The organism is Galactobacter sp. (assembly GCF_022712295.1).
GTDB lineage: Bacteria > Actinomycetota > Actinomycetes > Actinomycetales > Micrococcaceae > Galactobacter.
Window position 1 is genome coordinate 1 of sequence record NZ_JALAGT010000055.1, and the last position, 22,023, is coordinate 22,023.

Consider the following 22,023-nt stretch of genomic DNA (forward strand, 5'->3'; position numbering starts at 1 on the left):
CAGAAGATCTTGAATATGTCGCGAATGAATTGAATGGTCGGCCGCGGAAGCGGCTAGAATGGTTTACGCCCGCGGAGTGCTTGCGGGAGGCCTTGCAGGCCTGATCGACAACCGTGTTGCAACCACCGGTTGAGACCGCCCACCACGCGCGCTGACTGGCTGGAATCGGTGGATCGGGGCAAGCCCAGCGACGGATCTGGCAAGGTTCAGGTAGCACGGTTCGTGTACGGGGTGAAGCCTGCCGGAAATGGCACTGATCTGCCGGACCTCTCGAGTTCCACAACGAAACTTTGGCAGCAGCAGAGCCCTGCCACCGGGTATGCGGTCTTCGGCGCCGGAAAGACGATCGCTTCGTCGAAGGCAGCTTCCGTCGCGGCGAAAGACTTCAAGTACGCGGATTTGCAATTCGTTGATGACCAAAACCGGGTCGTGAACAAGTCCTCTTATGCCAATGGGGCCTGGCAGCTCAGCGCGAATATTTTCAACGCGGACGGGAATGTCACTGAAGAATACGACGCACTGGGCATTCGTACACTGCTGGAAATGGCACAGGACCCAGACAATCTCGACGACGGCGTTGTGAGTGGGCATACGGACCAGGCCAGTCGCACCGTGTATTTCGGGGACACCGAAGCCACTGCAGCCGACCTGTCCACGTTCGTGGACGACAACGGTGCAGGAAAGGTCACGGTTCCCGCGAGCGCTACGGAGGACGAGAAAGCAGCCTCTAGGGCACAGAATGAGGCCATCGCAGAGATGTTGCGAGGCAATGTCGTCGATGAGTACTCGTCAGTGACCACGGATGAGGACGGAGCCCCTGCCCGGGTGCGTACCACCATCACCTACACGCCCGTTACCGACACGGACGCTGGTGGTATGCCGCGCATGCTCAGCTTGAAGGTCCTCACCGGTCAGGTGGGCGCAGGTGAGCCCGACCTGGAAGCGGCCCCTGGGACGGCGATCTCCGAGGTAGTCAATGGCTACGACGCCCTCAGTGTTGATGGGGCTGGTAAGGCGGTGACTGATAAGGACAACGCTCGCTCGGGTTGGGTAGTAGGTTCCCCCACCACGGTGACAACGAAGATGGGTGGTGAGGCCTCGGCAGACATCACTGTGAAGACCGGTTACGACGATCAAGGACGTGTGATCGAGTCCCGTCAGCCTAGGTCCACCGGCAGCGATGCGGGCACAACGACGAGTGTTTACTACACCTCTGGCGTCAACAGTGCCGACGCGGCCTGTGGGAACAAGCCCGAGTTCGCCGGGTATCTGTGCAAGTCCATTCCTCGCGGTGCCGGGTCAGTGGCCAAGTATCAGACCTCGTTCAACATCTATGGGCAGCCGGCAACTTTCACGGAATCCTCCACGGGTAGCGATGGTGCCAAGCGCACCACGACTCAGACCTATCGGGCCGATGGCCAGGAGGATACGACCAAGGTGACCACGAGTGGGTTGACCAGTTCAAGGGCCGTGGCTTCCACACAGCGTGTCTATGACTCCGCCGGCATGCAGACCGGGACGAAGGCGCTGGCCGGTGCCGGGCAGCCGGCGTCTCAGGTGTCCTGGAAGCAGGATTTGTGGGGGCGCACGACGAGCTACACGAACTCACTGGGTGACACCACCACTACGGAGTATGACGGCTTCGGCAACGTGGCGAAGACGGTTTCCCCGGTCTCGACAACCACGTATAAGTACGGGGCACTCTCCGGTGACGGCACCACCGAATACCAGGGAGTCGTCACGTCCATGACCTTGAGCGGCCACGGTGGTGACGGTAAGAGCGGAACCTACACGGCCTCCTATGACGGGGACGGGAATCTGCTCAAGCAGACGATGCCTGGTGGTATCAGCCAGGTGCAGGAGTACGACACGGCCGGTAAACCGACTCGTTTGGCTTATGAAGGTCCCTTGAAGGACGAGGACGGTCATACATCCAGCGGCACGTGGGTCTCCTGGGAGACCGTCAGGGACGCGACCGGGCGCATCGTGGGTGAGAACACCCCTGACGGCGATGTGCTGGCGGGAACCTCCACGAGCGGGGATCGAGGTGCAGCGTATGACCGTGCCTTCGAGTACGACATGGCTGGTCGACTCACCCAGGTCACCGACACCACGGCCAATGCGGGTGAAGTCCTCAACACCGATCCCGACGAAGGCGCTATCACCCCTGTGAGCGTGCGGAAGTACGCCTTCGACAAGAACGGGAATCGCACTGGCCTGACCACTAGCGTGGACGGGAAACAGGTCTCGGCACGGTCGTGGACGTATGACGCCGCAGACCGCATGGGCGTAGGTGCCGGTTACGAGTACGACGGGCTAGGACGTCAAACGACGATCCCTGCGGTAGATGCGCCGAAGACTGATGCGACGCCCACCGGTACCGGCGCGATCACGTTGTCGTATTTTGACGATGACTCCGCGCACACCATCAGCCGTGGTGGGGCAACGACGAGCATCACCCAGGACCCGGCCGGGCGTCGGCTGAACCTGTCCACAACCGGGACCGGTGCCACTCAGTCCGGCGTTGAGGTCAAGCATTATGTGGACGACTCCGACAATCCCGGCTACACGACCAGGACCCAAGGAACTGAGGCGATCACGACTCGGTATGAGTCCACGATCGGAAACGACCTTGCCTTGACGATCACGGGTGACAGGGTCGACCTGGCGGTGAACAACCCACACGGGGACACCGTGACAACCATCCCCTTGACCGGTGAGGATGCAGGGACCGGGATCAAGGGCTGGTCCCAGTACGACGAGTACGGCAACCAACAAGACGAGGCGGCACCAGACACGGGCGTCACAACGTACGGGTGGCACGGAGCCGACCAACGAGCCCTGAACGCGGACTCCGGTCTGATCCTGATGGGAGCCCGGCTCTATAACCCAACCACGGGATCCTTCACCAGCACAGATCCTATTCCCGGCGGCAACACCACCGCCTATGCCTACCCACAAGATTCGATCAATACTGCCGATACAAGTGGAGAATGGCCACGGTGGATAAAAAAGGTTGGCAAACGGGTAGGGAAAACCGTTCGAAAGGCCGGGAGGTGGGTCAAGGGAAGAGGAGGAAAGTATCTGATGAACGGCCTGAAGGCTGTCGAAACGGTTTCTGGCTACGTCCCCGGCTGGGGCATGGGAGTTTCGATTGGTGCTGGCTTCCTAAGGGCTTCAATTTCCAGCTATAGAGGCAACCGTAAAGCTTGGAAAAGTTTTGCTCTTAATACCGCCGGTACACTGACATTCTACGGGAAATTCCGCACGGTCCGTAAAGTTGCCAAGTTCTCTTCAAAACGTTCAAGAAGAGCATTTAAAATTTACTCCAACGCAACGTCGGGTACAGTAGGACTCGCAGGCAATTACGGGAGAGGCGGCATGAAGAAGAGTAAGAAAAAGTGGCGACGCCGCTAGGGATCTAATTATAGAGGACACCCTCAACGGGGAATGAACATGGAGTCAGACGAATTTGAAGACGAACCGGATCGCGGCACTATAGCAAGATATGGTGATTATTTTGGAATGAGGCGTAGCCGCTGGATTTTATGGCCTCTATATGGGGCTTTAAGCCTAATGGTAATACTTATGCTCACCCTGCCGGAGGGTCCTGTTGCGAGTTGGATTAATATCGTCGGAGGATGTGTTATAACTCTTGGATTTTTCGTCTCCTTCGTTACAATATGGCTCGATACTCGAGAGGAGCGTAAAGGGAGTAGGCAAATAAAGGTGCTAGAAGATGAGAAAGGTCCAGAAGGGGACAGCGGACGATAGAACTAGGTGCGCGACGGCCGGCGTGGGATATCTATGTACCGCCACGCCGCTGCCCACGAACCCCTGACCTACACTCTCAACTGCGAAGAGTCGATCAACTTTGGGATAAGCCTCGGAGCCATGGAGTAGTCCTACTGCATGACCGGTCTCGTGACATGACCGTCTTAAGTTATAGGCTCCCGCGCCCCGGATTCGTATATAGGTTTGATCGCATTTGAAGCTAAGAGCGCCGACCCTGCCGTTACACCATGTAATACCAGCGGCCGACGATGGGATGTTATCGCCTTCTTGATAAATAATGTCTGTTTCACTTGATCCACTAAAAGTAGGGATACTATCATAGTGGATGCATAAATCAGTCGGGGCGTATTGGTTTGTCAGAGTTGACTTCACCTTGTCTGCGTCAACTTGCTCAAGCTTATAGGCACCACGACTACCCATATAGTAGTAGATGTCCCGGTTGTCCGTTTGGCAGACGCTTGCTGCACTCCAATTGCCAGATGCGATTTCTTTGCAGTAGGGCGAATAGGTGCCAGTAGGAACCAGATTATCAATGTCACCACCAGCAGCTATCGCCGGAGAAGTTGACAATGTAAGTATAATAGCAGTAAGCCCTGCGCATATTCCTGGGCGCGACAACAACTTCCCCTTTAATGGTCGAGTTCCTAGGCGTCTCATACTCACCCGCCATGCGTTATCGTGCGATGCTTAGACGGGAATCTACTCTGACTTCATCAAAACTACGAGAGGCTCTGATAACAGGTTCGTATCGATTCAGCCCTATTACGGGCCTGCCGTCGCTACCGATTGTTGGCCGCGGAAGCGGATCGCAGACGGCGAGAAATGTGCACATGACCACAAACACCACGGCACCACCACGTTTTTCGCGGCGGTCGTGACGGCTAGCTGGAAGGCACCGTGTTTACGGCGACCTGCCGTTCCAGGCGCTGCAACAGCGCCACCAGCTGAGTTCGCAAGACGTCCGGGTGCTCCGGATGCCACTGCACGCCCGTGATCGGCGCTTGCCTGTGTACCAGGGCCTCTACCACACCGTGCTCGGAACGCGCCGTCACCAGAAGGCCCTCCCCCACTCGGTCCACGGCCTGATGATGCGTGCACAGGGTGGGCTCATCCGCCACGTCACCGGCCAGCCCACCGACGCTGCCGCCAGCGGCGGCGGGTGAGGCAGCAGCGGATGGCGAGCCTACGCCGTCAGGCACAATTCCCACGAACTCCGGGCGCGTCGGAGCAAAGGTCTTCAAGCCATGGCCCGGCAAGCGGTGCCCTGGCAGTTCAAGGTGCTGAACGAGCGTGCCGCCGAAGGCCACGTTGATTATCTGCAGCCCCCGGCAGATGCCGAGCAGCGGCTTCCTGGCCTGCGTGCAGGCGGCAACGACAGCGAGGTGCGCGGCGTCGGCCTTGAGGTCCCAGGTGTCCACTTCCGGGTAGTCGAGCGGGCCGTTGTAGAGGGCAGGGTGCACATCCTCGCCGCCGAGTAGGACCACGGCGTCAGCCGCGAGCGCAGCGTCCGCCGAGGCGGTGACGGGGAGTTCTCCGGACGCCACTAGGGTGTACTCCCATCCCAACGCCTCGACTGCGGCAACGGCACCCTGGTTCAGGCCGTTCAGGGTCTCGTTGAACTCCGGCGCGTGAGGACGTGCGTTGCGCAGGTGGAGCAGGGCGATACGCATGAGGCGATTCCTTGGGTGGGCGTGCTGGCTACCCCCATTCTCTTGATTTCCGGCCGTGAACGGGAAAAGCGACCGTCAGGTGACGGTCGCAAACCGGGGAGAGTGTCGCAGCACGGGAACCCGGCCGCACTGCGCGGGCCCGGCCGCAAAACCGGAAAGCCGCCGCAGCTACCCAAGACTGGGCAGCTGCGGCGGCTTTCCGACACGATCCAACCTTCAACGACCAGGAATGGGTCGGTATCGGTGGACAGGGTCGGTGGGAGGTCAGGGTCGGAGGTTACTTCTTCCGGGACTTGGGGTCCAACGCCTCACGCAGGGACTCACCGACCAAGGTGAAGCCCAGCGCCGTGATGGCGATGCAGATGCCCGGCAGGAACGCCAGCTGCGGCGCGGACGCCAGGAAGCTCTGCGCCGAGGTCAGCATGCGACCCCACTCCGCGGTGTTCGGGTTGCCGCCACCCAGTCCGAGGAAGGACAGTGCGGCCGCATCGATCACCGCGGTGGCCAGCGCCAACGTGGCCTGCACAATGACGGGACCCAACGAGTTGGGCAGTAGGTGAGACATGGTGATCTTGCCTCGGCCCAGGCCCAGGGTCTGCGCGGCGAGCACGTAGTCGGACCCACGCTGGGACAGCATGGAGGAGCGCAGCAGGCGGGCGAACACCGGAATCTGCGCCGCACCGATGGCGATCATCACCGCGAACGGGGTCTGTCCCGCGATCGCAGCGATGGAGACGGCCATGAGTAGGTTGGGGACGGAGAGCAGGATGTCCACGATGCGCATGATGATGGTATCCACCCAGCCGCCGAAGCCGCCGGCCAGGGCGCCGAGGATGAGGCCGCCCACCAGGCCGATCACGGTGGAGATGACACCCACCAGCAGCGACGCTCGGGCACCCCAGATCAGCTTGGACATCACGTCGCCGCCATAATTGTCCAGGCCCAGCGGATAACCGGCGGTACCGATCCCCGGGATACTGGTTGGAGTGACCTCGCGCATGCCCGGAGTCTCCGTGCCACCATAAGGGGCCAGTAGCGGGGCGAAGATCGCCACCAGGATGAAGAGCAGGATGATCACGCCACCCGCGATCGCCATGGGACTGCGCCGCAGCCGGCCAAAGGCCTCCGCCCAGATGGACGTGCCGCGATCGCCGTGGCGGGTATCCCCCTGGTCCGGACCCGGCCCCGTCGCGGAGGCGACGGAGCTGGAGGAGGCCTCCGGGGCGTCGGGCAGTGCGGCGCCTGGCCGCTGGTTCTCAGGATCCATGTTGACGCTCATTTCACACGCACCCTCGGGTCGATGAGGCCGTAGAGCAGGTCCACGACCAGGTTGATGACCGCGTAGATCACCGCGATGAACATGATGTAGGCCTGCAAGACCGGATAGTCGGCGTTGGAGATGGCCTGAGCGATCCCGTAACCGATGCCCTGATAGGCAAAGACCGTTTCGGTGAGCACCGCTCCTGCAAACAGCAGACCAAGCTGCAGACCCACCGTGGTGATCACCGGCAACATCGCGTTGCGCAACACGAACCGGTTACGCAGGATCTTTTCCGGCATGCCCTTCGCCTTGGCTGTGCGCACGTAGTCTGCGCCCTGGACCTCCAACACGGAGGCACGCGTGATACGAGTGATCACGGCCAGCGGGATGGAGCCCAGCGCCACACCGGGCAGGATCAGGTGCTTGAAGGAATCCCACGCGGCGTCGAATTCGCCGGTCAGGAGCCCGTCGAGCAGGTAGAAATTGGAGTAGTGAGTGGCGTTCAGGCCGATGTCCTGGCGTCCAGAGGTGGGCAGCCAACCCAACTTCACCGCGAAGATCCACTTCAGGATGAAGGCCAGGAAGAACACGGGGATGACGACACCGAGCAGGGACAGCACCACGGAGAGGTTGTCCTGCCACTTGCCGTAGTGGCGCGCGGCCCAGTACCCGAGGGGGATACCGATGATCACGGCGAAGATGATCGCGAAGATCGCCAGTTCCGCTGTAGCAGGGAACTGGTCAAAGAACTGGGCGAGCACCGAGCGCTGTGACTGGGTGGAGTTGCCGAAGTCTCCGGTGAGCAGCTTGCCCATGTAGGTGAAGTACTGGGTCAGCAGGGGTTGGTCGAACCCGTAGGCCTTGTTGATGGCCTCGATGGCTTCCGGGGTGGAACGCTCACCGAGCATGGCCGTTGCCGGGCCTCCAGGGAGGGCCCGGACCCATGCGAAGAGCAGGATCGAGAGCCCGACCAAGGTCAGGATCAGCAGACCTAAACGGTTGATGATGAATCTGAGCACTGTGTTCCTTCGTGCGGTACGCGGATGGCGCCTGACAAATCCGAAGGTCGGGGCGATGCCACCGACAGCGGCATCGCCCCGACCATTCGATCAGGTCACTTGCTCAGTTCGACCTCGCTGTAGACCTCGTCCTGAACCGGGGAGGCCGGGTAGGAGGACACGCGGGAGTTGAACGCCAAGGTCGGGACCGGGTGCGCCAGCGGAACGGCCGGGACGAACTTGGAGATCTCCTTGTTGATGTCCTCGTACTTCTTGGTCTGCGCGTCCTCGTCGGACATGGTGCGGGCCTCGTCCAGGTCCTTGAACAGCTGCTCGTTCTCGAAACCGAACTCGGGCTTCTTGCCATTGAAGAAGACGCCGACGAAGTTGTCGGTGTCGTTGTAGTCGCCGGTCCAGCCCAGCAGGTGTAGGCCGTGCTTCTCGGAGCCCTGGACGTAGGAGGTGTACTCGGTCCACTTCATGGGCTTCGGGGTGACCTTGATGCCCACCTTCTCAAGCTGCTGTGCGATGTTGGTGTAGGTGTCTGCCGGGGTCGGCATGTACGGGCGGGAAACGTCCGTGGGGTAGTAGAAGGTGGTGCTGAACCCGTCGGGGTAGCCGGCCTCCTTCAGCAGGTCCTTGGCCTTGTCCACGTCGTAGTCGTAGGTCTCGACGTCCTCGGTGTAACCGCGCACGGAATCCGGGATGAACTCGATGGCGGACTTGGTGCCGTCAGGCATGACCTGCTTGTTGAGCTGTTCCTTGTCGATGGCGTAGGCGATGGCCTGGCGCACCTTGACGTCGGAGAGCTCCTTCTCAGCGGAGTTGATGCCGAGGTAGAGGACGTTGAAGGGATCTCGGTTGATGAGCTTGTAGCCGGCATCCTCGATGGACTTCAGGTCGCCGGGGCTCACGAGGTCGTAACCGTCGATCTCGTTGGCCTCGAGGGCCTGCTTACGGGCGGTGGCGTCGGCGATGACTCGGAAGACGACCTTCTCCACCTGGCCCTGCTCGCCCCAGTAGTCCTTGTTGGCTTCCAGGGTGATGTGGTCGCCGTTCTTCCATTCCTTGAACGTGAACGGGCCGGTGCCGGTGGGGTGGCTCAGGGCGTATTCGCTGAGCTTGGGGGCGTCTGCGGAGCCGGAGACCTCGCTTGCACCGTACTTCTCCATGGCTTCGGGGGACTGCATCGCGAAGGCCGGGAGGGAGAGCGCGGAGATGAAACCGACCCACGGCTGCGTCAGGGTGACGGAAGCCTCGGTATCGGACTTGGCCTCGCAGGACTTGTAGAGCGCCTGGTCGGTGTCCTTGTCCGCATACCCCTTGAAGAGGGACTTGTAGTAGTAGCCCACTCCCTCGGTCTGCTCGATGCCCTTGAAGTTGTACCAGCGATCGAAGTTGGCGCAGACGGCCTCAGCGTTGAAATCGCTGCCGTCGTGGAACTTCACGCCCTCCTGCAGGGTGAAGTCGAAGGTCTTGGCATCGTCAGAGACCTTCCATTCCTTGGCCAGCAGCGGTGCGGGGTCCGCGGTGCCCGGCTCGGTGCCGACCAGGCCCTCGAAGATCTGGCGGGACACGCGGAAGGACTCGCCGTCGGAGGCGAATGCAGGGTCCAGCGACTTGGGGTCGGAAGAAGCGGCGAAGGTGAACGTGGTGTTCACGTCGCCGCCCTTGGACGAGTTGCCCGAGTCGTCGTCGCGCTTGGATGCGCAGCCGGACAGGACCAGAGCAGACGAGGCGACGATCACCGCGGCGGTGGTCAGTCCGCGTCGGGTGCGGGTGCGATGCATGGGAGGTTCCTCCGATAGGGATGATGATGCGGCCGCGACATCCGCCTTGTGGGCGGCGCGCGGTCGGCGTGCACCCGAGTTTACCGGAGGTCATGGCATGGATCACGTCGGGTGGCGACCGCAGTCACCATGCCAAGATCTTCAACCTCGGTGCCCGACGGCGATACCCGGGATCGCTCGTGTGGCATCTTGACCTTCATCCGCCGGCGGAGACCTCAGGTCAGGGAAGATCGTCACTCTCCCATGGAAGGGCAAGGATCCAGTACGTGGTCCCGGAAGCGACGTTGACCTTGATCTCATTGATGTCCTTGGCCAACGGGACCGCCGCCGTGGAGTCACCATCACGGCTACAGGTCCCGGAGAATTTCTTTTCTCCTACCGAGACGGTGTATTCGCCGCCCGGGGAGCACGCGAGATACACCAGAAGCTTGTCCGGCCTGGCACTCCCCTTCAGACCCAGATCGAACCCTGCGGGCTCGGTCGCCTTCGCATGGACCAGTGGTGGGGGCTCCTCACCGTCGATCTGTCCCTCTTCCCAGTCCTGCTGGAACCGTTTCAAGGGGTCGTCAGGAGTGCGAAGCGACGAGGTATGAGTGGGCTCGGGCGCCGTCCCCGAAGGCTCCCCACCGTCGTTGTTCGCGGTGCAAGCGACCACTCCTGCGCTCAAGGCCGCAGCCATCGACAGGGCCAGGATCCGCTTCTTCATGGGCCATGACGCTACCGCAGTGTCCGACACCTGCGCGACAGTTGTCTTGCGCCGGTTCGGGGAACAGAGGTCGCGCAAGATCAAGGCGGCCCAGGAACCGAGCCGGGTACGGGTCGTCGGGCATTGAACCGGGGCGCTCAGCGCCCCAGCGACTCCCGGATCTCCGCGGGCACATTGGAGGTCATCTCCTGGACGCCGAGCCCCTCCAGATACGCGGCATCCGCGGGCTTGTCCACCGTCCAGATGCGCGCGGTGTGGGTCTCCAACCAACGCAGGAACTCAGCCTCGTGAGCCCTCACGAACTTGATGCCGGGCCCCACGATCCCCGCCGTCCCGTCCTCGATATTGGCGACGCCACCCGTGAACTGCTGCGCGTAGCGGGTGTCCTCCGTGGTTCCGAGTCCCCGCAGCACGTCGCCCTCCCAGCCGCGGCGCTTGTTCTCCAACAACTGGCACACCCGCTCCGGCCCCCATTCGGCGCTGAGGTGTTGGACGGCCGCTGGCTCGAAGCTCATGAAGGACACGGTGACGTTGCCGGAGGAGAGCGTGGCCCGGTCGAATCCCAGCGCCTCCAACTGATTGGTCATGGCGGCCTCCAAGCGAGGATCATGGCCCAGCTGGTGTTTGGTCTCGATGGCGAGCTCGATGGGGCGGCCCGCGTTCGCCGCGATCTCCACCAGTTCCGCAAGGGTGCACAGCTGCTGGTCGACTCGCCCGAACTTGCCTGGGATACGGGTGCGGAGGAAGGGCCAGCGCCCACGTTTCCAGGAGACCATGTCGATCCGGCGAAGCTGTGCCAGAGTCATGGACCGGATCTCACCCTTGGCGCGCTCCGTCCTGCCCAGCACGGCGTCGTGATGGCACACCAGTTGGTGGTCGGCGGTGAGGTGGATGTCGCACTCGATCCCGTCCGCACCATCCGCGATGGCCTGCAGGTAGGAGGCGCGGGTGTTCTCCGGATAGCGCCGGGAGGAACCGCGGTGAGCAAACAGTCTGGTCATGGCCTCAACGCTAGCGCCCTTGCGGCCACGCTGAGGTGACGATGAGGTGAATCCGGGCAGGATAGGGGGCATGGATACCGAGCTGAGGCGGGAGCAACTGCGACGCATGAGGGGCATCGCCACCGGCGCGCTCGTGGTGCTCGCCGTGATCTTCGTGGTGATGTTCCTACTGCAGGACGCCCACCCTTGGGCCGCGTATGTCCGGGCCGGAGCCGAGGGCGGCATGGTGGGCGCCTTGGCGGACTGGTTCGCCGTGACCGCGTTGTTCCGCCGCCCCATGGGGCTACCGATTCCCCACACCGCCCTGATCCCGCGGAAGAAGGACCAACTGGGCGAGTCCCTCGGCGCGTTCGTTGAGGAGAACTTCCTCTCCGACGAGGTGCTCTCCGGGAAGCTGACTGAGCTCGAGGTCGCCGGCAAGGTGGGGGCGTGGTTGCAAGACCCTGACCACGCCGATCGCGTGGCGACGCAAGGTGCCGCGGTGATCCGGGGTGCGCTCGAGGTGGTTTCGGACGAGGACGTGCAGCGTGTGGCCGAGGACCTGGTGCGTCGGCACGTGGTGGAGCCGGAGTGGTCCTCCACCTTGGGCCTGCTCCTGGAATCCGTGGTGGAGCACGGCCACCACCGGGGCGCCGTCGACGTCCTGGCCGCCCGCGCGCTGGACTGGGCAGAGACCCATCCGGAAACCATCCACGGGCTCGTCGAGGACCGCTCCCCCACCTGGTTGCCCCGTGCCGTGGACCGGTTGATCGGGGAACGGCTGCACAAGGAGCTCGTGGGTTTCCTGCGCGCAGTGGTCTCTGATCCCCATCACGCAGCACGGCGAGGCATCGACGAGTGGCTGTCCTCGCTTGCCCAGGGCATGCAGCATGACCCGGCCACCATCGCCACGGTGGAGGAATTCAAGCGCTCACTGATCGAGGATCCACGTTTGCGGCAGGTGGCCTTGGACACGTGGGGTCGGCTGAAGGATGCCTTGAGCGAGGTCGCGGAGAACCCCGATTCCGCCCTACGCGTCTCGTTTGTGCAAGGAATTCGGGACTTGGGCGTGAGGGTGGCGGAGGACCCGGCTCTCACGGGCAAGATCGACGGCTGGCTGCGTGCCGCAGCTTTGCACGTGGCTCAGGGGTACCGGCATCAGGCGGCCTCGTTGATCACGGACACCATCGCCTCCTGGGATGCGGCCGAGGCCTCGGACCGGATCGAGGTCCTCGTGGGCCGGGACCTGCAGTTCATCAGGCTCAACGGAACCGTGGTCGGGGCGCTTGCAGGCACCGCGATCTTCACGTTGGCACAGCTGTTCCTGGGCTGATCACCGTAGCGCTACGAGCGCTCGGTTCCCTGCCCGACAGGCGGTGCCCACCGCCGTCGGGCACAGCGCCCTGCGCTGGGTGAACACTGCCTCCACCCGCGTCGCCGCCGCGGCCCAGCGCCAGGAGACGGGAGTGGCCCAGCGCCAGGAGCCGGCAGTGGCCCGGTGTCAGGAGACGGAATCGGGGATCAACACCGGAGCGTCTTCCTCGACGTCCTCGACTCGGCGCAATTCCTCACGGCTCACGGCGGGAAGGCCTGCGAACGCACTCAGGGTGGAGGCGATGACCTTCTTGCCGAGGGCCCTGTTGGTGAGGCCACCGATCGCGGAACCGATGCCGAAGGGCACCGCGCGTCCCACCAGCCCGATGCTCTGTGAGGCAGCGAAATGCCGCAGGAAGCGTCCCTGAAGGGACTGAACCACGGTTCTCCAGCTGCCACCCTTGCCCGTGGCGGTGCCGAACGCGGCACCCCAGGTACCGCGACCCTTGCGGCCGGCAGCCACGCCGTCGCCCACCCCGGCCAGCAATCCGGCGGCCTCGGGGCCCAGCATGACGGACATGACCAGCGCCTTGGCCTGATCCTCGTCGGTCACGGCGATCCCGTGCAGCTCGGCGATGGCCTGTGCGTACAAGGCGGTGGCCTCGAGAAAGGTCACCGCGACCCCTGCAGAGAGGGCCAAGGCCGCACCCGTGCCCACACCGGGGATGACGGCTGCCGCGCCGCCCGCCGCACCCGTTCCGGTGACGGCACGCAGATAGTCGCGTTCCACGTAGAGGGCCAAGACCACCGGGTCAGCGTCTGGATGACGTCGGGAGAGCAGTCGCAGATACGCCTGGACAAGGGGGCGCTGTACCCCGACCACACTGGTCAGACCGGCCTGAACGAATTCCGCCGGTCCGTCGATTCCGGAGCCAAGGTTCTTGGCAAAGTTCTCGCGGCCGGACTTGGGCACCACGTCCCAGAGACTCTTGCTGGAGGTCGGCTTCTTCCTGCTCATGGGACCAGCCTACGGCCCGGACTCGGCATGGGGCCTGACTCGCGCCTCAGAGATCGAAGTCGGCAACAACCATGCGGTGAGTGGAGCCGCCGGCTCTGACGGCGTCCTTGGTGTCGGATTCGGAGTTCTGCAGCTCTCCCGCACCGATGACGTAATCCAAGCGCGAGGATGAGGTTCCGACCCGGGTGGCTGCCGCGCTGTCCTTGAGCAGACGTTCCAGGCGGACGAGCCAGTTCTCGGACGTGCCGGCATCCAACTCCACGTCTTCCATCCTGAGCAACGACTTCACGGTCTTGGCCGCAGGTGCGTTGGAGGAGATATCCACTCCGAGGTCGCCGGCGACCACCGCAGGAGTGTCGGAGGACAGGGGACCGGGACGACCCTGGTCGTCCTCGACGGAACTCAGGTTCGCCCCACCCGTGACGTAGTCGTGAATCAACTGCACCTGATCGCGATTGCGAGCGGCATCCGTCCCGTCGCCGGATGCGGGTGAGAGCGAGGTTGCCACGATATGTAGCGTGTCGCCCTCCACCTCAACCGGAACGTCCCAGAGACTGGTGGAGAACAGGGGAATGTCCTTGCGGGCCTCCGTCGGCACGTCGGACGCGTTCAGATGGTTGCCGGGGGCCTCGGCCCAAGTCAGCTTCGAGAAGGTGCGTGCTGCCGTGCGGTCAATGGGGTGTACGGACAGCACCGCCATGGAGGCCTGGCCGGGGAAGTCTCCCGCGCCGAGTGCGTCACCTGCGCCACCGATGGTGCCGTCGCCGTCCAAGTCGGCTCCGGAGTCCACGCCGGCATTCGTTGCGGGGGCGTAGACGTAGCGATACGCAGAGCCGCCTGCCGCGTTGAGGTACTGGTCCTTCAGGACCTCGATCGTGTCGCCTTCAGGGTCCACGTCGATGCCGGTGAGCACCAAGACGTCCGGGCGTTCCTGTGCCACCGTCCGGGCCAGCTTCTCGGCCCGCTCATCACCCCCAGCTTGGAGGTCACCGAGGGTCTGGCCGTCGGCTTTCGAGGTCAGACCCGCGTTGAGTGTCGCGACGCTGACGCCCTGGGAGCTGGCGGTCCCTGTGTCCAGCGCGGTTGTTCGCGCCGCGTCGACGTGCTGAGTCGGTTCCACGGCGTGTGCGGGGACAGCGGCGCCTGCCAGCATGAGGCCGGCGGCAGCAATCACCCCGGGCAGGGCACGTCGAAGGAACATGGCGACAACTCTAGGTACGGATTCCGGAGGCGCAAGGGGGGTCGTAATTTATAAAAAACCCGTTTCAGAGTTCGTTCTTGTCCATTTGGCACACCGGGGCGATCATCCTGCCGCGGACTTCCGGCAATGTATCGATAACCTCCATCGATTGGACTGATGCAGGCGCTGAATACCTCCATCAGTTTTCGATGCAGACTCGTGACCTCACCGTGACCTAACGGGGTGGTGTGCGCCACATTCGGACCGCTATTCGGGGCTCATCCCGCCATGCAGCGGCCGCTCCCGGGTCAGCGTGGACGGGGGCTCCAGCTGGAAGGTCGCATGTTCGAATCGCACAGGGAAATGTCCGGCCGCGCACTCCTGCAGCCGGCGCAGCACCTCCACACTGCTGCCATCGGCAAAGGCCGAAGCATCCACCACCACATGCGCGGTCAGGACCGCCGTAGCGGATGAGAGCCGAGAGATATGCAGATCATGGACCTTCTGCACGCTGGGTATCTGCTCCAGGTGCCCCCGCAGTTCCTCCGCCTCGACCCCCCGGGGTGCGGCCTCCATCAGGATCCGGACGCTGCGCCGCAGGATCACTACGGCCCGCGGCAGGATCAGTGCGGCCACGAGCAGCCCGGCCACAGTGTCCGCCCAACCCCAACCAAGCCAGAGCGTGAGTGCACCAGCAACCAGCACGGCCACCGAGCCGAAGGCATCATTGATGACTTCCAGCAGGGCCGCCTTGAAGTTCAGGTTCTCCTTGTTCTCCTTGTGCCCGCCCGCCAGGACCGCCAAGGAGATGACGTTGGCCACGAGTCCCACCACACCGAACACCATGAGTCCCAGCCCCGGGACCTCGGCGGGGGAAGCGATGCGCCGAACGCCCTCGATCACCGCAAAGAGTCCGGCCCCGAGCAGGATCGCCGCCTGCGCGGTGGCCGAGAGTGTCTCCGCCCGTTCATAGCCCCACGTATAGCGGGCGGTGGCCGGACGCATCGACAAATGGGAGGCCAGGAGCGCGAGGCCCAAGCCCAGGACATCGGTCAGCATGTGGATCGCGTCCACGGCGAGCGCCAGGGAGCCGGTGATGACGGCTCCCACCAGTTCAACGACCAGCACCGTGGTGGTGAGCCAGAAGGCCACGGCCAGGCGGCTCCGCGTGGCACCGGCACCATGGTTGTGCCCAGGGTGACCATGTCCGCCATGGTCACGGCCGGCACCGTGGTCGCGCCCATGCCCGACGGCGCGGCTCGCCTCGTGCGCGTCGGATCCGGAAGTCATCCCTCTACGCTACACAAAAGCCATTCTTTTTGACAGATAAGCCTATTTGTAAATGAGACTCATCCGCAGCTGAACTTCAGGAGTCGATTGCGCAGAGCGTGCCAGGTTCGGGAGTCAGTTACGTCGCCCAAAACACCCCGCCACCCAGCACAACTCACTCCCCAACCCTCACCCTGCATTCTGGAGTCAGTTGCGCACAGTGCGCCAGGTTCGGGAGTCAGTTACGCGGCGTCAACCCACCCAATACTCGGCACAACTCACGCCCCAAGCGGACCACGCCGAAACTACCCACGAGTAGTCTTTCGGATGTGACCCAACACGTGACGCGAACCACACCGCCTCCGGAACACTTCGCCCGAATGGAGGCCGCCCTCGCAGACGCGGTCCTGAACCAGCGGCCGGTAGCGGTCCTGGACGCCTCAGCGCTGAGGGCGAACCTGAAGGACCTCACTCGGCGTGCGGCAAGCACCCCCATCCGTCTGGCCTCGAAGTCCATCCGCGTACGGGAGCTGCAACGCCGGATCCTGGACCACGACGGATTCCAGGGCACTCTCTGCTTCACGCTTCCGGAGGCCCTCTTCCTCAGCAGCCACGGTTTCACGGACCTCGTCATCGCCTACCCCACCGCAGACGGGCCCGCTCTGCGTCAACTGGCTGGAGACGCCGAGGCAAGGGCCGCAATCACCTTGATGGTGGATGACGAGGCCCATCTGGACCTCATGGATGCGCTGGCCCCGAACCACCCCGCGTTCCGGATCGCCCTGGATCTGGACACCGCTTACCGCCCTGTCAAGCAGGTTTGGATCGGCTCAGCACGTTCCCCCATCCGGACGCCCCAAGACCTGACCAGGCTGGCCTCGACCGTGGTGCGCCGCCGCGGCTACCGACTCGTGGGGATGATGGCCTATGAGGGCCAGATCGCCGGCGTCGGCAACGCGGGCCGCGGCCCACGCGCCACCATGGTTCGCGCCATGCAGGCTCGCTCGGCCCAGGAATTGCGTGCCCGACGGGCGGAGGCGGTGGCCGCCGTCTCCCGCCTTGGCGCACTGGAGTTCGTCAACGGCGGTGGGACCGGTTCGCTTGAATCCACGTCGGCCGAGGAGGCCGTCACGGAGGTCGCGGCCGGCTCCGGAGTGTTCGGCCCAGGATTGTTCGACCACTATCGGCACTTCAGTCCACAACACGCCCTGCACTTCGGCCTGGACGTGGTGCGCAGGCCAGCTCCCGGGATCGCCACGGTGTTGGGAGGCGGCTGGGTGGCCTCGGGCGCGCCGGGACAGGATCGGCTGCCCACCGTGGCCTGGCCTCATGGCCTCAGCTACCGGGGAACGGAGGGAGCGGGTGAGGTGCAGACGCCACTGGTCGGGGAGAGTGCGGACACCCTCAAGGTGGGAGACGTGGTCTGGATGCGCCACGCCAAGGCCGGAGAGCTGTGTGAACGCGTCAACGAGATCGTGGTCGTGGAGGACGGGACGGTTTCCGACGTCCTACCCACCTACCGAGGCGAGGGGAAGGCGTTCCTGTGATGCGTCGTCGGGCATTGACCTCCAAGCCACCGGAGTGGACCAATTGGGCGCGCAGCGCCCGGGCCACCCCAGCCGCGGTTGCGACCCCGCACAGCGAGGACGAACTCGTTGCACTGGTCCGCGCCCACACTGCGGCAGGCGGCCGCGTCAAGGTGGTGGGTGGATCGCACTCCTTCACGCCCATCGCCGCTCCGGATCTGGAGAACACGCTCTTGATCAGCCTCGACGGGATCCAGGGCATCACTCACGTGGACGTCATCACCGGGGAGGTCTCCGTCCTGGGCGGCACCCGGCTGTGGACCCTGGCCGACGCCCTGGAACCCTACGGGCTGGCGCTGCCCAACATGGGCGATATCGACCATCAATCCCTGGCGGGTGCACTGTCCACCGGGACGCACGGGACCGGGCTCGGGTTCACAGGCTATTCCGGGATGCTCACGTCGCTGCGGCTGCTGCTCGCGTCCGGTCAGGTCGTCACGGTGTCGCGAAGCCAGGACCCGGAACTCTTCGAGGCCGCGCGCGTGGGTCTCGGCGCCATGGGCATCATCCTGGAGGCCACGCTGCGCTGCGTCCCTTCCTTCGACCTCGCCGCCGCGGAGCACCCAGAGTCCTTGGAGGGCATGCTGACGAGTTTCGTTGACCGCTCCCGAACAGAGGACCACCTGGAGTTCTACTGGTTCCAGCACACCGACATGGTCTCCGCCAAGGTCAACACGCGGCGTCCCATGGGTGGTGAACGCGCGCCCCTCAAGCGTGCGCAGCACCTGGTGGATGACGAGATCCTCGGCAATGGCGGGCACCGCGCCCTGTGCGAGCTGGGGAGGATTCTGCCCCGGACCGTGCCCCGGCTGAACCGCTTCGCGGCCTCGGCCATGGGAGACCGTGACTACGTGGACCGCTCCGACAGGATCTTCGTCTCCCCACGCCGCACGCGCTTCAGGGAGATGGAGTACGCGGTCCCGCTGGCGGACGCCGAGGAGGTCCTGCGAGAGGTGATCCGCGTGGTCAACGGCTACCGGGACGGCATCACGTTCCCCATCGAGGTTCGTACCGCCGCAGCGGATAACACCTGGCTCGGCACGGCGTCAGGACGCGACAGCGCCTACATCGCGGTGCATCGCTTCATCAAGGAGGACCACCTCCACTATTTCGCGGCGGTGGAACCCGTGTTCAAGGCCGCGGGCGGCAGGCCGCACTGGGGCAAGATCCACACGTTGAACGCCCAGGACCTGGCGGGGCTCTACCCGCACCACGCGGATGCCGTCAGGACCCGTGACCGAGTGGATCCCACGGGGCGATTCTCCAACCGGTACCTCGAAACCGTGCTGGGGCCGCCCCCCAGCTGAACGGTGATCGTCCGGCCCGCACGAATCGGCGCGGCTCGGATGTCGGCAGGCAGACGATACGTACAGGTGCACGGTTGACCTGAGGAACCACGGGGCTACCGTGGATAACACCAGCAAGCCACCGATCAGATGAACTTGAGGCATCCACTCGTGCGTTCCTTCTCCAACCGTCTCACCGCCGCGACGGCCACACTGAGCCTGGCCGGGGTCCTAGCCCTGGCAGGCTGCTCCGGATCCGGAGACGAATCCCCGTCCACGTCGCCATCGGGTTCCGCGGCAGAAGCGTCCGGCTCCGCCGGCGCGGAACCCAACAGCGAGGCGTCGGGCACTCCTACTCCAAGCGAGGCCCCCAAGGACGTCAAACCGGCCGCGGCACCCAAGGCCCCCACGGAGCCCTTGGACTCCAAGGTCCAGACCGAGGTGTGGGAGGACAACGCACAGGTGTCCCACCTCTTCTTCCACTCGCTCATCGTGGACGCGGACACCGCGTTCAAGGACCGCGAGTCCGGCAAGGGCTACGCCGACTACATGGTCACGGTGGACGAGTTCAACAAGATGCTGAAGCAGATCTACAAGAAGGGCTACGTGCTGGTCTCGCCACGCTCGCTGGGCCAAGTGGACAAGTCCGGCAAGTTCGTCACCAACGAGTTGAAGGTGCCCAGGGGAAAGAAACCCCTGGTGCTCTCCATCGACGACGTCTCCTACTACGAGTACATGAAGGGGGACGGGTTCGCGACCAACCTCAAGGTCACCGATGACGGCGTGAAGAACACCTACACGGACCCCAAGACCAAGAAGACCTCCGTGGGCGACTACGACGTCATGCCCATCGTGGATGAGTTCGTGAAGAAACACCCCGATTTCGCCCCGTACGGGAACAAGGGCGTCATCGCTCTGACCGGCTACAACGGCGTCCTCGGCTACCGGACCTCACCCAGCGTCTACGGGCCGAAGAGCGACGACCCCAACAAGAACATCAAACAGGACACCGCCACCGCCACCACCGTGGCGAATGCCTTGAAGGATGACGGCTGGGAGTTCGCTTCCCACTCCTGGGGACACATCAACTTCACCAAGTCCTCGCCCGAACGCATCAAGCAGGACACCCAGCGGTGGAAGAAGGACGTGCAGCCCATCGTGGGGCCCACCAACCTGCTGATCTACCCCTTCGGGGCGGACATCTCCGGGCTCCCTCCCTATTCGGGTGCCAAGTACAACTATCTGAAACACGCCGGATTCGATTTCTACTTCAACGTGGACGGCTCCACCCCGGCCTGGGGTCAGTTGGGTGACGGCTATCTGCGTGAGGCCCGGTTCAACGTCGACGGGATCTCGTTGAAGGCAGCACTGGACGGGCGTGAAGCCATGAAGTCCTTCTTCGACCCCAAGTCCGTGCTGGATCCCAAGCGGCCCAAGTCCATCTCCGGCACCAGCTGAGGCCGGATCGGGCAGGAGGGCTCAGTGTGCGGCCCGATCGTGGGTTTGCGGCCCGATCCTCGTTCTGCGACCGTCGCTCGACGGCCGCAGAACCCGGAAACCGTCGCGAAGCGTAGAAGTGGTCGCAAGTCTGCCCCCTGATTCAGCATGAGCCCCAGACAACGCGAGAAGCCCCCGCCCCAGGACCGTTGCAAATCCTGGAGACGGGGGCTTCTCCCGTGTCGAGAGGCCTACCGAGTTCTAAGGGGTAAACCCTCAGCGGCGGGGCTCGGAGCGCTTGCCGTCCACCAGCCGCGGAGCGCTCCACTCGTTGGCGTTGGCCAAATCGGCGGGGAGCATGGACTGCGGGAAGTCCTGGTAGGCCACGGGCCGCAGGAAGCGGGTGATCGCTGCGGTACCGACACTGGTGGAGCCGACGGCGGTGGTGGCAGGGTAGGGGCCACCATGCTGCTGGGCGTAGGAGACGGTCACGCCGGTGGGCCAACCGCGCCACAGCAAGCGACCGGCACGGGCGGCCAGGACCCGCACGAGCTCGTCCAGGTCCTCGCCCTCCTCACCGAAGATGGTGGCGGTGAGCTGACCTTCGAAGGTCTCGGCCAGCTCCACCAACTGCGACTCGGAGCTGTACTCCACCACCACGGAGGTGGGTCCGAAGCACTCGCGCTGAAGTGCGCGGGGGTCGGCGAGCATGTCTTCGGCCGAGACGCGCAGCAGCGTGGGGGTCGGGGACTCTGACACCGGGTCGGAACCCTCGGCCAACACAGTGAAGCGCGGGTCGTCCTTCAGCTCACCGAGCACCTCCGCGTAGCCGGAGACGATGCGGTCGTTGAGCAGGTGAGCACCGTCGGGTAGGGCCACGGAGCGCAACGAGGTCGCCAGGTCGGAGTCGGCCGGGATGATGAACGTGCCCGGCTTGGTGCAGAACTGGCCGGCGCCCAGGGTGAAGGAGCCGATGAAGCCGTCTCGGATCTCCGCGGTGGAGCGCTCGGCTGCGGTAGCAGTCACGAAGACGGGGTTGTTGGAGCCCAGTTCGCCGTAGAACGGGATCGGGTCCGGGCGTGAGGAGGCCAGGTCGAACAGCGCGCGACCGCCCGGGATGGAGCCCGTGAAGCCGGCAGCCTTGATGCGGGGGTCCACCACTGCTGAGCGCCCGGCGTCTGTGCCGAGGATGACCTGGAACAGGCCATCGGGGGCGCCCGCCTCGGACAACGCGGAACGCACCACGTCGGCCGTGGCCACGGTCAGCTTCGGGTGGCCGGAGTGGGCCTTGAGCACCACGGAGTTGCCTGCGGCGAGCGCGGAGGCGGAGTCGCCGCCGATGGTGGAGAAGGCGAAGGGGAAGTTGGAGGCCGCGAAGACCAGCACGGGGCCGATGGGCTCGAGGTGACGGCGCAGATCGGGGCGCGCGCCCATGGGCCAGGCCGGGTCTGCGTGGTCGATGCGGGCGTCGAGGAAGCCGCCGTCGCGCAGGATCTCGCCAAAGAGTCGCAACTGGAAGGTGGTGCGCTTGAGCTCGCCGGTGAGGCGGCCGAGCAACAGGTGGGACTCTTCGCGGGCCAGCGGGATGAGGGTCTCCGCCTGTGCGTCGAGGGCGTCTGCCACGGCGTCCAGGACGTCGGCGCGGGCAGCCGGCGTGAACCGGGCCCAGGCGTCGGAGGCCCCGACTGCGGTGTCGAGAATGGTGTCGAGTTCGGACACGGTGGTGGGCATGA

Annotated in this window: 15 protein-coding genes; 5 read left to right on the forward strand and 10 right to left on the reverse strand. The window is 64.2% G+C overall.

Translation table 11 applies throughout. From position 1 onward, the window contains the following. The first annotated feature begins 429 nt into the window (after positions 1-429). A complete protein-coding gene (locus Q0A15_RS04310; RefSeq protein ID WP_291278304.1) occupies positions 430-3,417 on the forward strand; it encodes an RHS repeat-associated core domain-containing protein in 2,988 nt (995 codons plus the stop codon). A gap of 1,259 nt (positions 3,418-4,676) precedes the next feature. Here Q0A15_RS04310 and Q0A15_RS04315 read toward each other — a convergent pair. From Q0A15_RS04315 to Q0A15_RS04340, 6 genes are all read right to left on the reverse strand, one after another. Then, positions 4,677-5,465 (reverse strand): gamma-glutamyl-gamma-aminobutyrate hydrolase family protein, encoded by a 789-nt coding sequence (locus tag Q0A15_RS04315; RefSeq protein ID WP_291278305.1) that lies wholly within the window; start codon positions 5,463-5,465, stop codon positions 4,677-4,679. 277 nt (positions 5,466-5,742) lie between these two features. Next, positions 5,743-6,744 carry an ABC transporter permease gene (locus tag Q0A15_RS04320; protein WP_291278306.1) on the reverse strand — a complete coding sequence of 334 codons (1,002 nt, stop codon included), beginning with the start codon at positions 6,742-6,744 and terminating at the stop codon, positions 5,743-5,745. Beyond that, on the reverse strand, positions 6,741-7,745 hold the full coding sequence (locus Q0A15_RS04325; protein ID WP_291278307.1) for an ABC transporter permease: 1,005 nt from the start codon (positions 7,743-7,745) through the stop codon (positions 6,741-6,743). The genes Q0A15_RS04320 and Q0A15_RS04325 overlap by 4 nt, the downstream gene beginning before the upstream one ends. A gap of 95 nt (positions 7,746-7,840) precedes the next feature. Continuing rightward, on the reverse strand, positions 7,841-9,514 hold the full coding sequence (locus tag Q0A15_RS04330; RefSeq protein WP_291278308.1) for an ABC transporter substrate-binding protein: 1,674 nt from the start codon (positions 9,512-9,514) through the stop codon (positions 7,841-7,843). 220 nt (positions 9,515-9,734) lie between these two features. After that, positions 9,735-10,220 carry a hypothetical protein gene (locus Q0A15_RS04335; protein ID WP_291278309.1) on the reverse strand — a complete coding sequence of 162 codons (486 nt, stop codon included), beginning with the start codon at positions 10,218-10,220 and terminating at the stop codon, positions 9,735-9,737. Between the two features lie 137 nt (positions 10,221-10,357). After that, entirely contained in the window at positions 10,358-11,221 is an 864-nt protein-coding gene (locus Q0A15_RS04340) for a glycerophosphodiester phosphodiesterase family protein (RefSeq protein ID WP_291278310.1), read from the reverse strand. A gap of 70 nt (positions 11,222-11,291) precedes the next feature. Here Q0A15_RS04340 and Q0A15_RS04345 point away from each other — a divergent pair, with 70 nt between their 5' ends. Next, positions 11,292-12,533 carry a DUF445 domain-containing protein gene (locus Q0A15_RS04345; protein ID WP_291278311.1) on the forward strand — a complete coding sequence of 414 codons (1,242 nt, stop codon included), beginning with the start codon at positions 11,292-11,294 and terminating at the stop codon, positions 12,531-12,533. Positions 12,534-12,701: 168 nt separating this feature from the next. Here the strand turns inward: Q0A15_RS04345 and Q0A15_RS04350 are convergent, their stop codons facing one another. The 3 genes from Q0A15_RS04350 to Q0A15_RS04360 all read right to left on the reverse strand — a co-directional run bounded on the left by Q0A15_RS04350 (position 12,702) and on the right by Q0A15_RS04360 (position 16,002). After that, positions 12,702-13,532 carry a hypothetical protein gene (locus Q0A15_RS04350; protein ID WP_291278312.1) on the reverse strand — a complete coding sequence of 277 codons (831 nt, stop codon included), beginning with the start codon at positions 13,530-13,532 and terminating at the stop codon, positions 12,702-12,704. Between the two features lie 46 nt (positions 13,533-13,578). After that, entirely contained in the window at positions 13,579-14,733 is a 1,155-nt protein-coding gene (locus Q0A15_RS04355; protein ID WP_291278313.1) for an endonuclease/exonuclease/phosphatase family protein, read from the reverse strand. Positions 14,734-14,979: 246 nt separating this feature from the next. Beyond that, the gene (locus tag Q0A15_RS04360; RefSeq protein WP_291278314.1) at positions 14,980-16,002 is read right to left on the reverse strand and encodes a cation diffusion facilitator family transporter; all 1,023 of its coding nucleotides are present in this window, start codon (positions 16,000-16,002) and stop codon (positions 14,980-14,982) included. Positions 16,003-16,322: 320 nt separating this feature from the next. On the opposite strand from Q0A15_RS04360, the gene Q0A15_RS04365 reads away from it, so the two are divergent. The 3 genes from Q0A15_RS04365 (at position 16,323) to Q0A15_RS04375 (ending at position 20,311) form a co-directional block, all read left to right on the forward strand. Beyond that, on the forward strand, positions 16,323-17,528 hold the full coding sequence (locus tag Q0A15_RS04365) for an alanine racemase (protein WP_291278315.1): 1,206 nt from the start codon (positions 16,323-16,325) through the stop codon (positions 17,526-17,528). Further along, positions 17,528-18,874, forward strand: coding sequence for a D-arabinono-1,4-lactone oxidase (locus Q0A15_RS04370; protein WP_291278316.1), 1,347 nt, complete (start codon positions 17,528-17,530; stop codon positions 18,872-18,874). Before Q0A15_RS04365 ends, Q0A15_RS04370 begins: the two co-directional genes overlap by 1 nt. Before the next feature lie 150 nt (positions 18,875-19,024). After that, a complete protein-coding gene (locus Q0A15_RS04375) occupies positions 19,025-20,311 on the forward strand; it encodes a polysaccharide deacetylase family protein (RefSeq protein ID WP_291278317.1) in 1,287 nt (428 codons plus the stop codon). Between the two features lie 255 nt (positions 20,312-20,566). Here the strand turns inward: Q0A15_RS04375 and Q0A15_RS04380 are convergent, their stop codons facing one another. Further along, positions 20,567-22,021 carry an aldehyde dehydrogenase (NADP(+)) gene (locus tag Q0A15_RS04380; protein ID WP_291278318.1) on the reverse strand — a complete coding sequence of 485 codons (1,455 nt, stop codon included), beginning with the start codon at positions 22,019-22,021 and terminating at the stop codon, positions 20,567-20,569. Positions 22,022-22,023 lie beyond the last annotated feature (2 nt).

What these genes read in the sequence shown, in the direction of transcription:
- Q0A15_RS04330 (WP_291278308.1), bottom strand. Translation starts at nt 9,514, where the DNA reads ATGCATCGCACCCGCACCCGACGCGGACTGACCACCGCCGCGGTGATC.
- Q0A15_RS04355 (WP_291278313.1), bottom strand. Translation starts at nt 14,733, where the DNA reads ATGTTCCTTCGACGTGCCCTGCCCGGGGTGATTGCTGCCGCCGGCCTC.
- Q0A15_RS04320 (WP_291278306.1), bottom strand. Translation starts at nt 6,744, where the DNA reads ATGAGCGTCAACATGGATCCTGAGAACCAGCGGCCAGGCGCCGCACTG.
- Q0A15_RS04335 (WP_291278309.1), bottom strand. Translation starts at nt 10,220, where the DNA reads ATGAAGAAGCGGATCCTGGCCCTGTCGATGGCTGCGGCCTTGAGCGCA.
- Q0A15_RS04360 (WP_291278314.1), bottom strand. Translation starts at nt 16,002, where the DNA reads ATGACTTCCGGATCCGACGCGCACGAGGCGAGCCGCGCCGTCGGGCAT.
- Q0A15_RS04380 (WP_291278318.1), bottom strand. Translation starts at nt 22,021, where the DNA reads ATGCCCACCACCGTGTCCGAACTCGACACCATTCTCGACACCGCAGTC.
- Q0A15_RS04370 (WP_291278316.1), top strand. Translation starts at nt 17,528, where the DNA reads ATGCGTCGTCGGGCATTGACCTCCAAGCCACCGGAGTGGACCAATTGG.
- Q0A15_RS04350 (WP_291278312.1), bottom strand. Translation starts at nt 13,532, where the DNA reads ATGAGCAGGAAGAAGCCGACCTCCAGCAAGAGTCTCTGGGACGTGGTG.
- Q0A15_RS04340 (WP_291278310.1), bottom strand. Translation starts at nt 11,221, where the DNA reads ATGACCAGACTGTTTGCTCACCGCGGTTCCTCCCGGCGCTATCCGGAG.
- Q0A15_RS04315 (WP_291278305.1), bottom strand. Translation starts at nt 5,465, where the DNA reads ATGCGTATCGCCCTGCTCCACCTGCGCAACGCACGTCCTCACGCGCCG.
- Q0A15_RS04345 (WP_291278311.1), top strand. Translation starts at nt 11,292, where the DNA reads ATGGATACCGAGCTGAGGCGGGAGCAACTGCGACGCATGAGGGGCATC.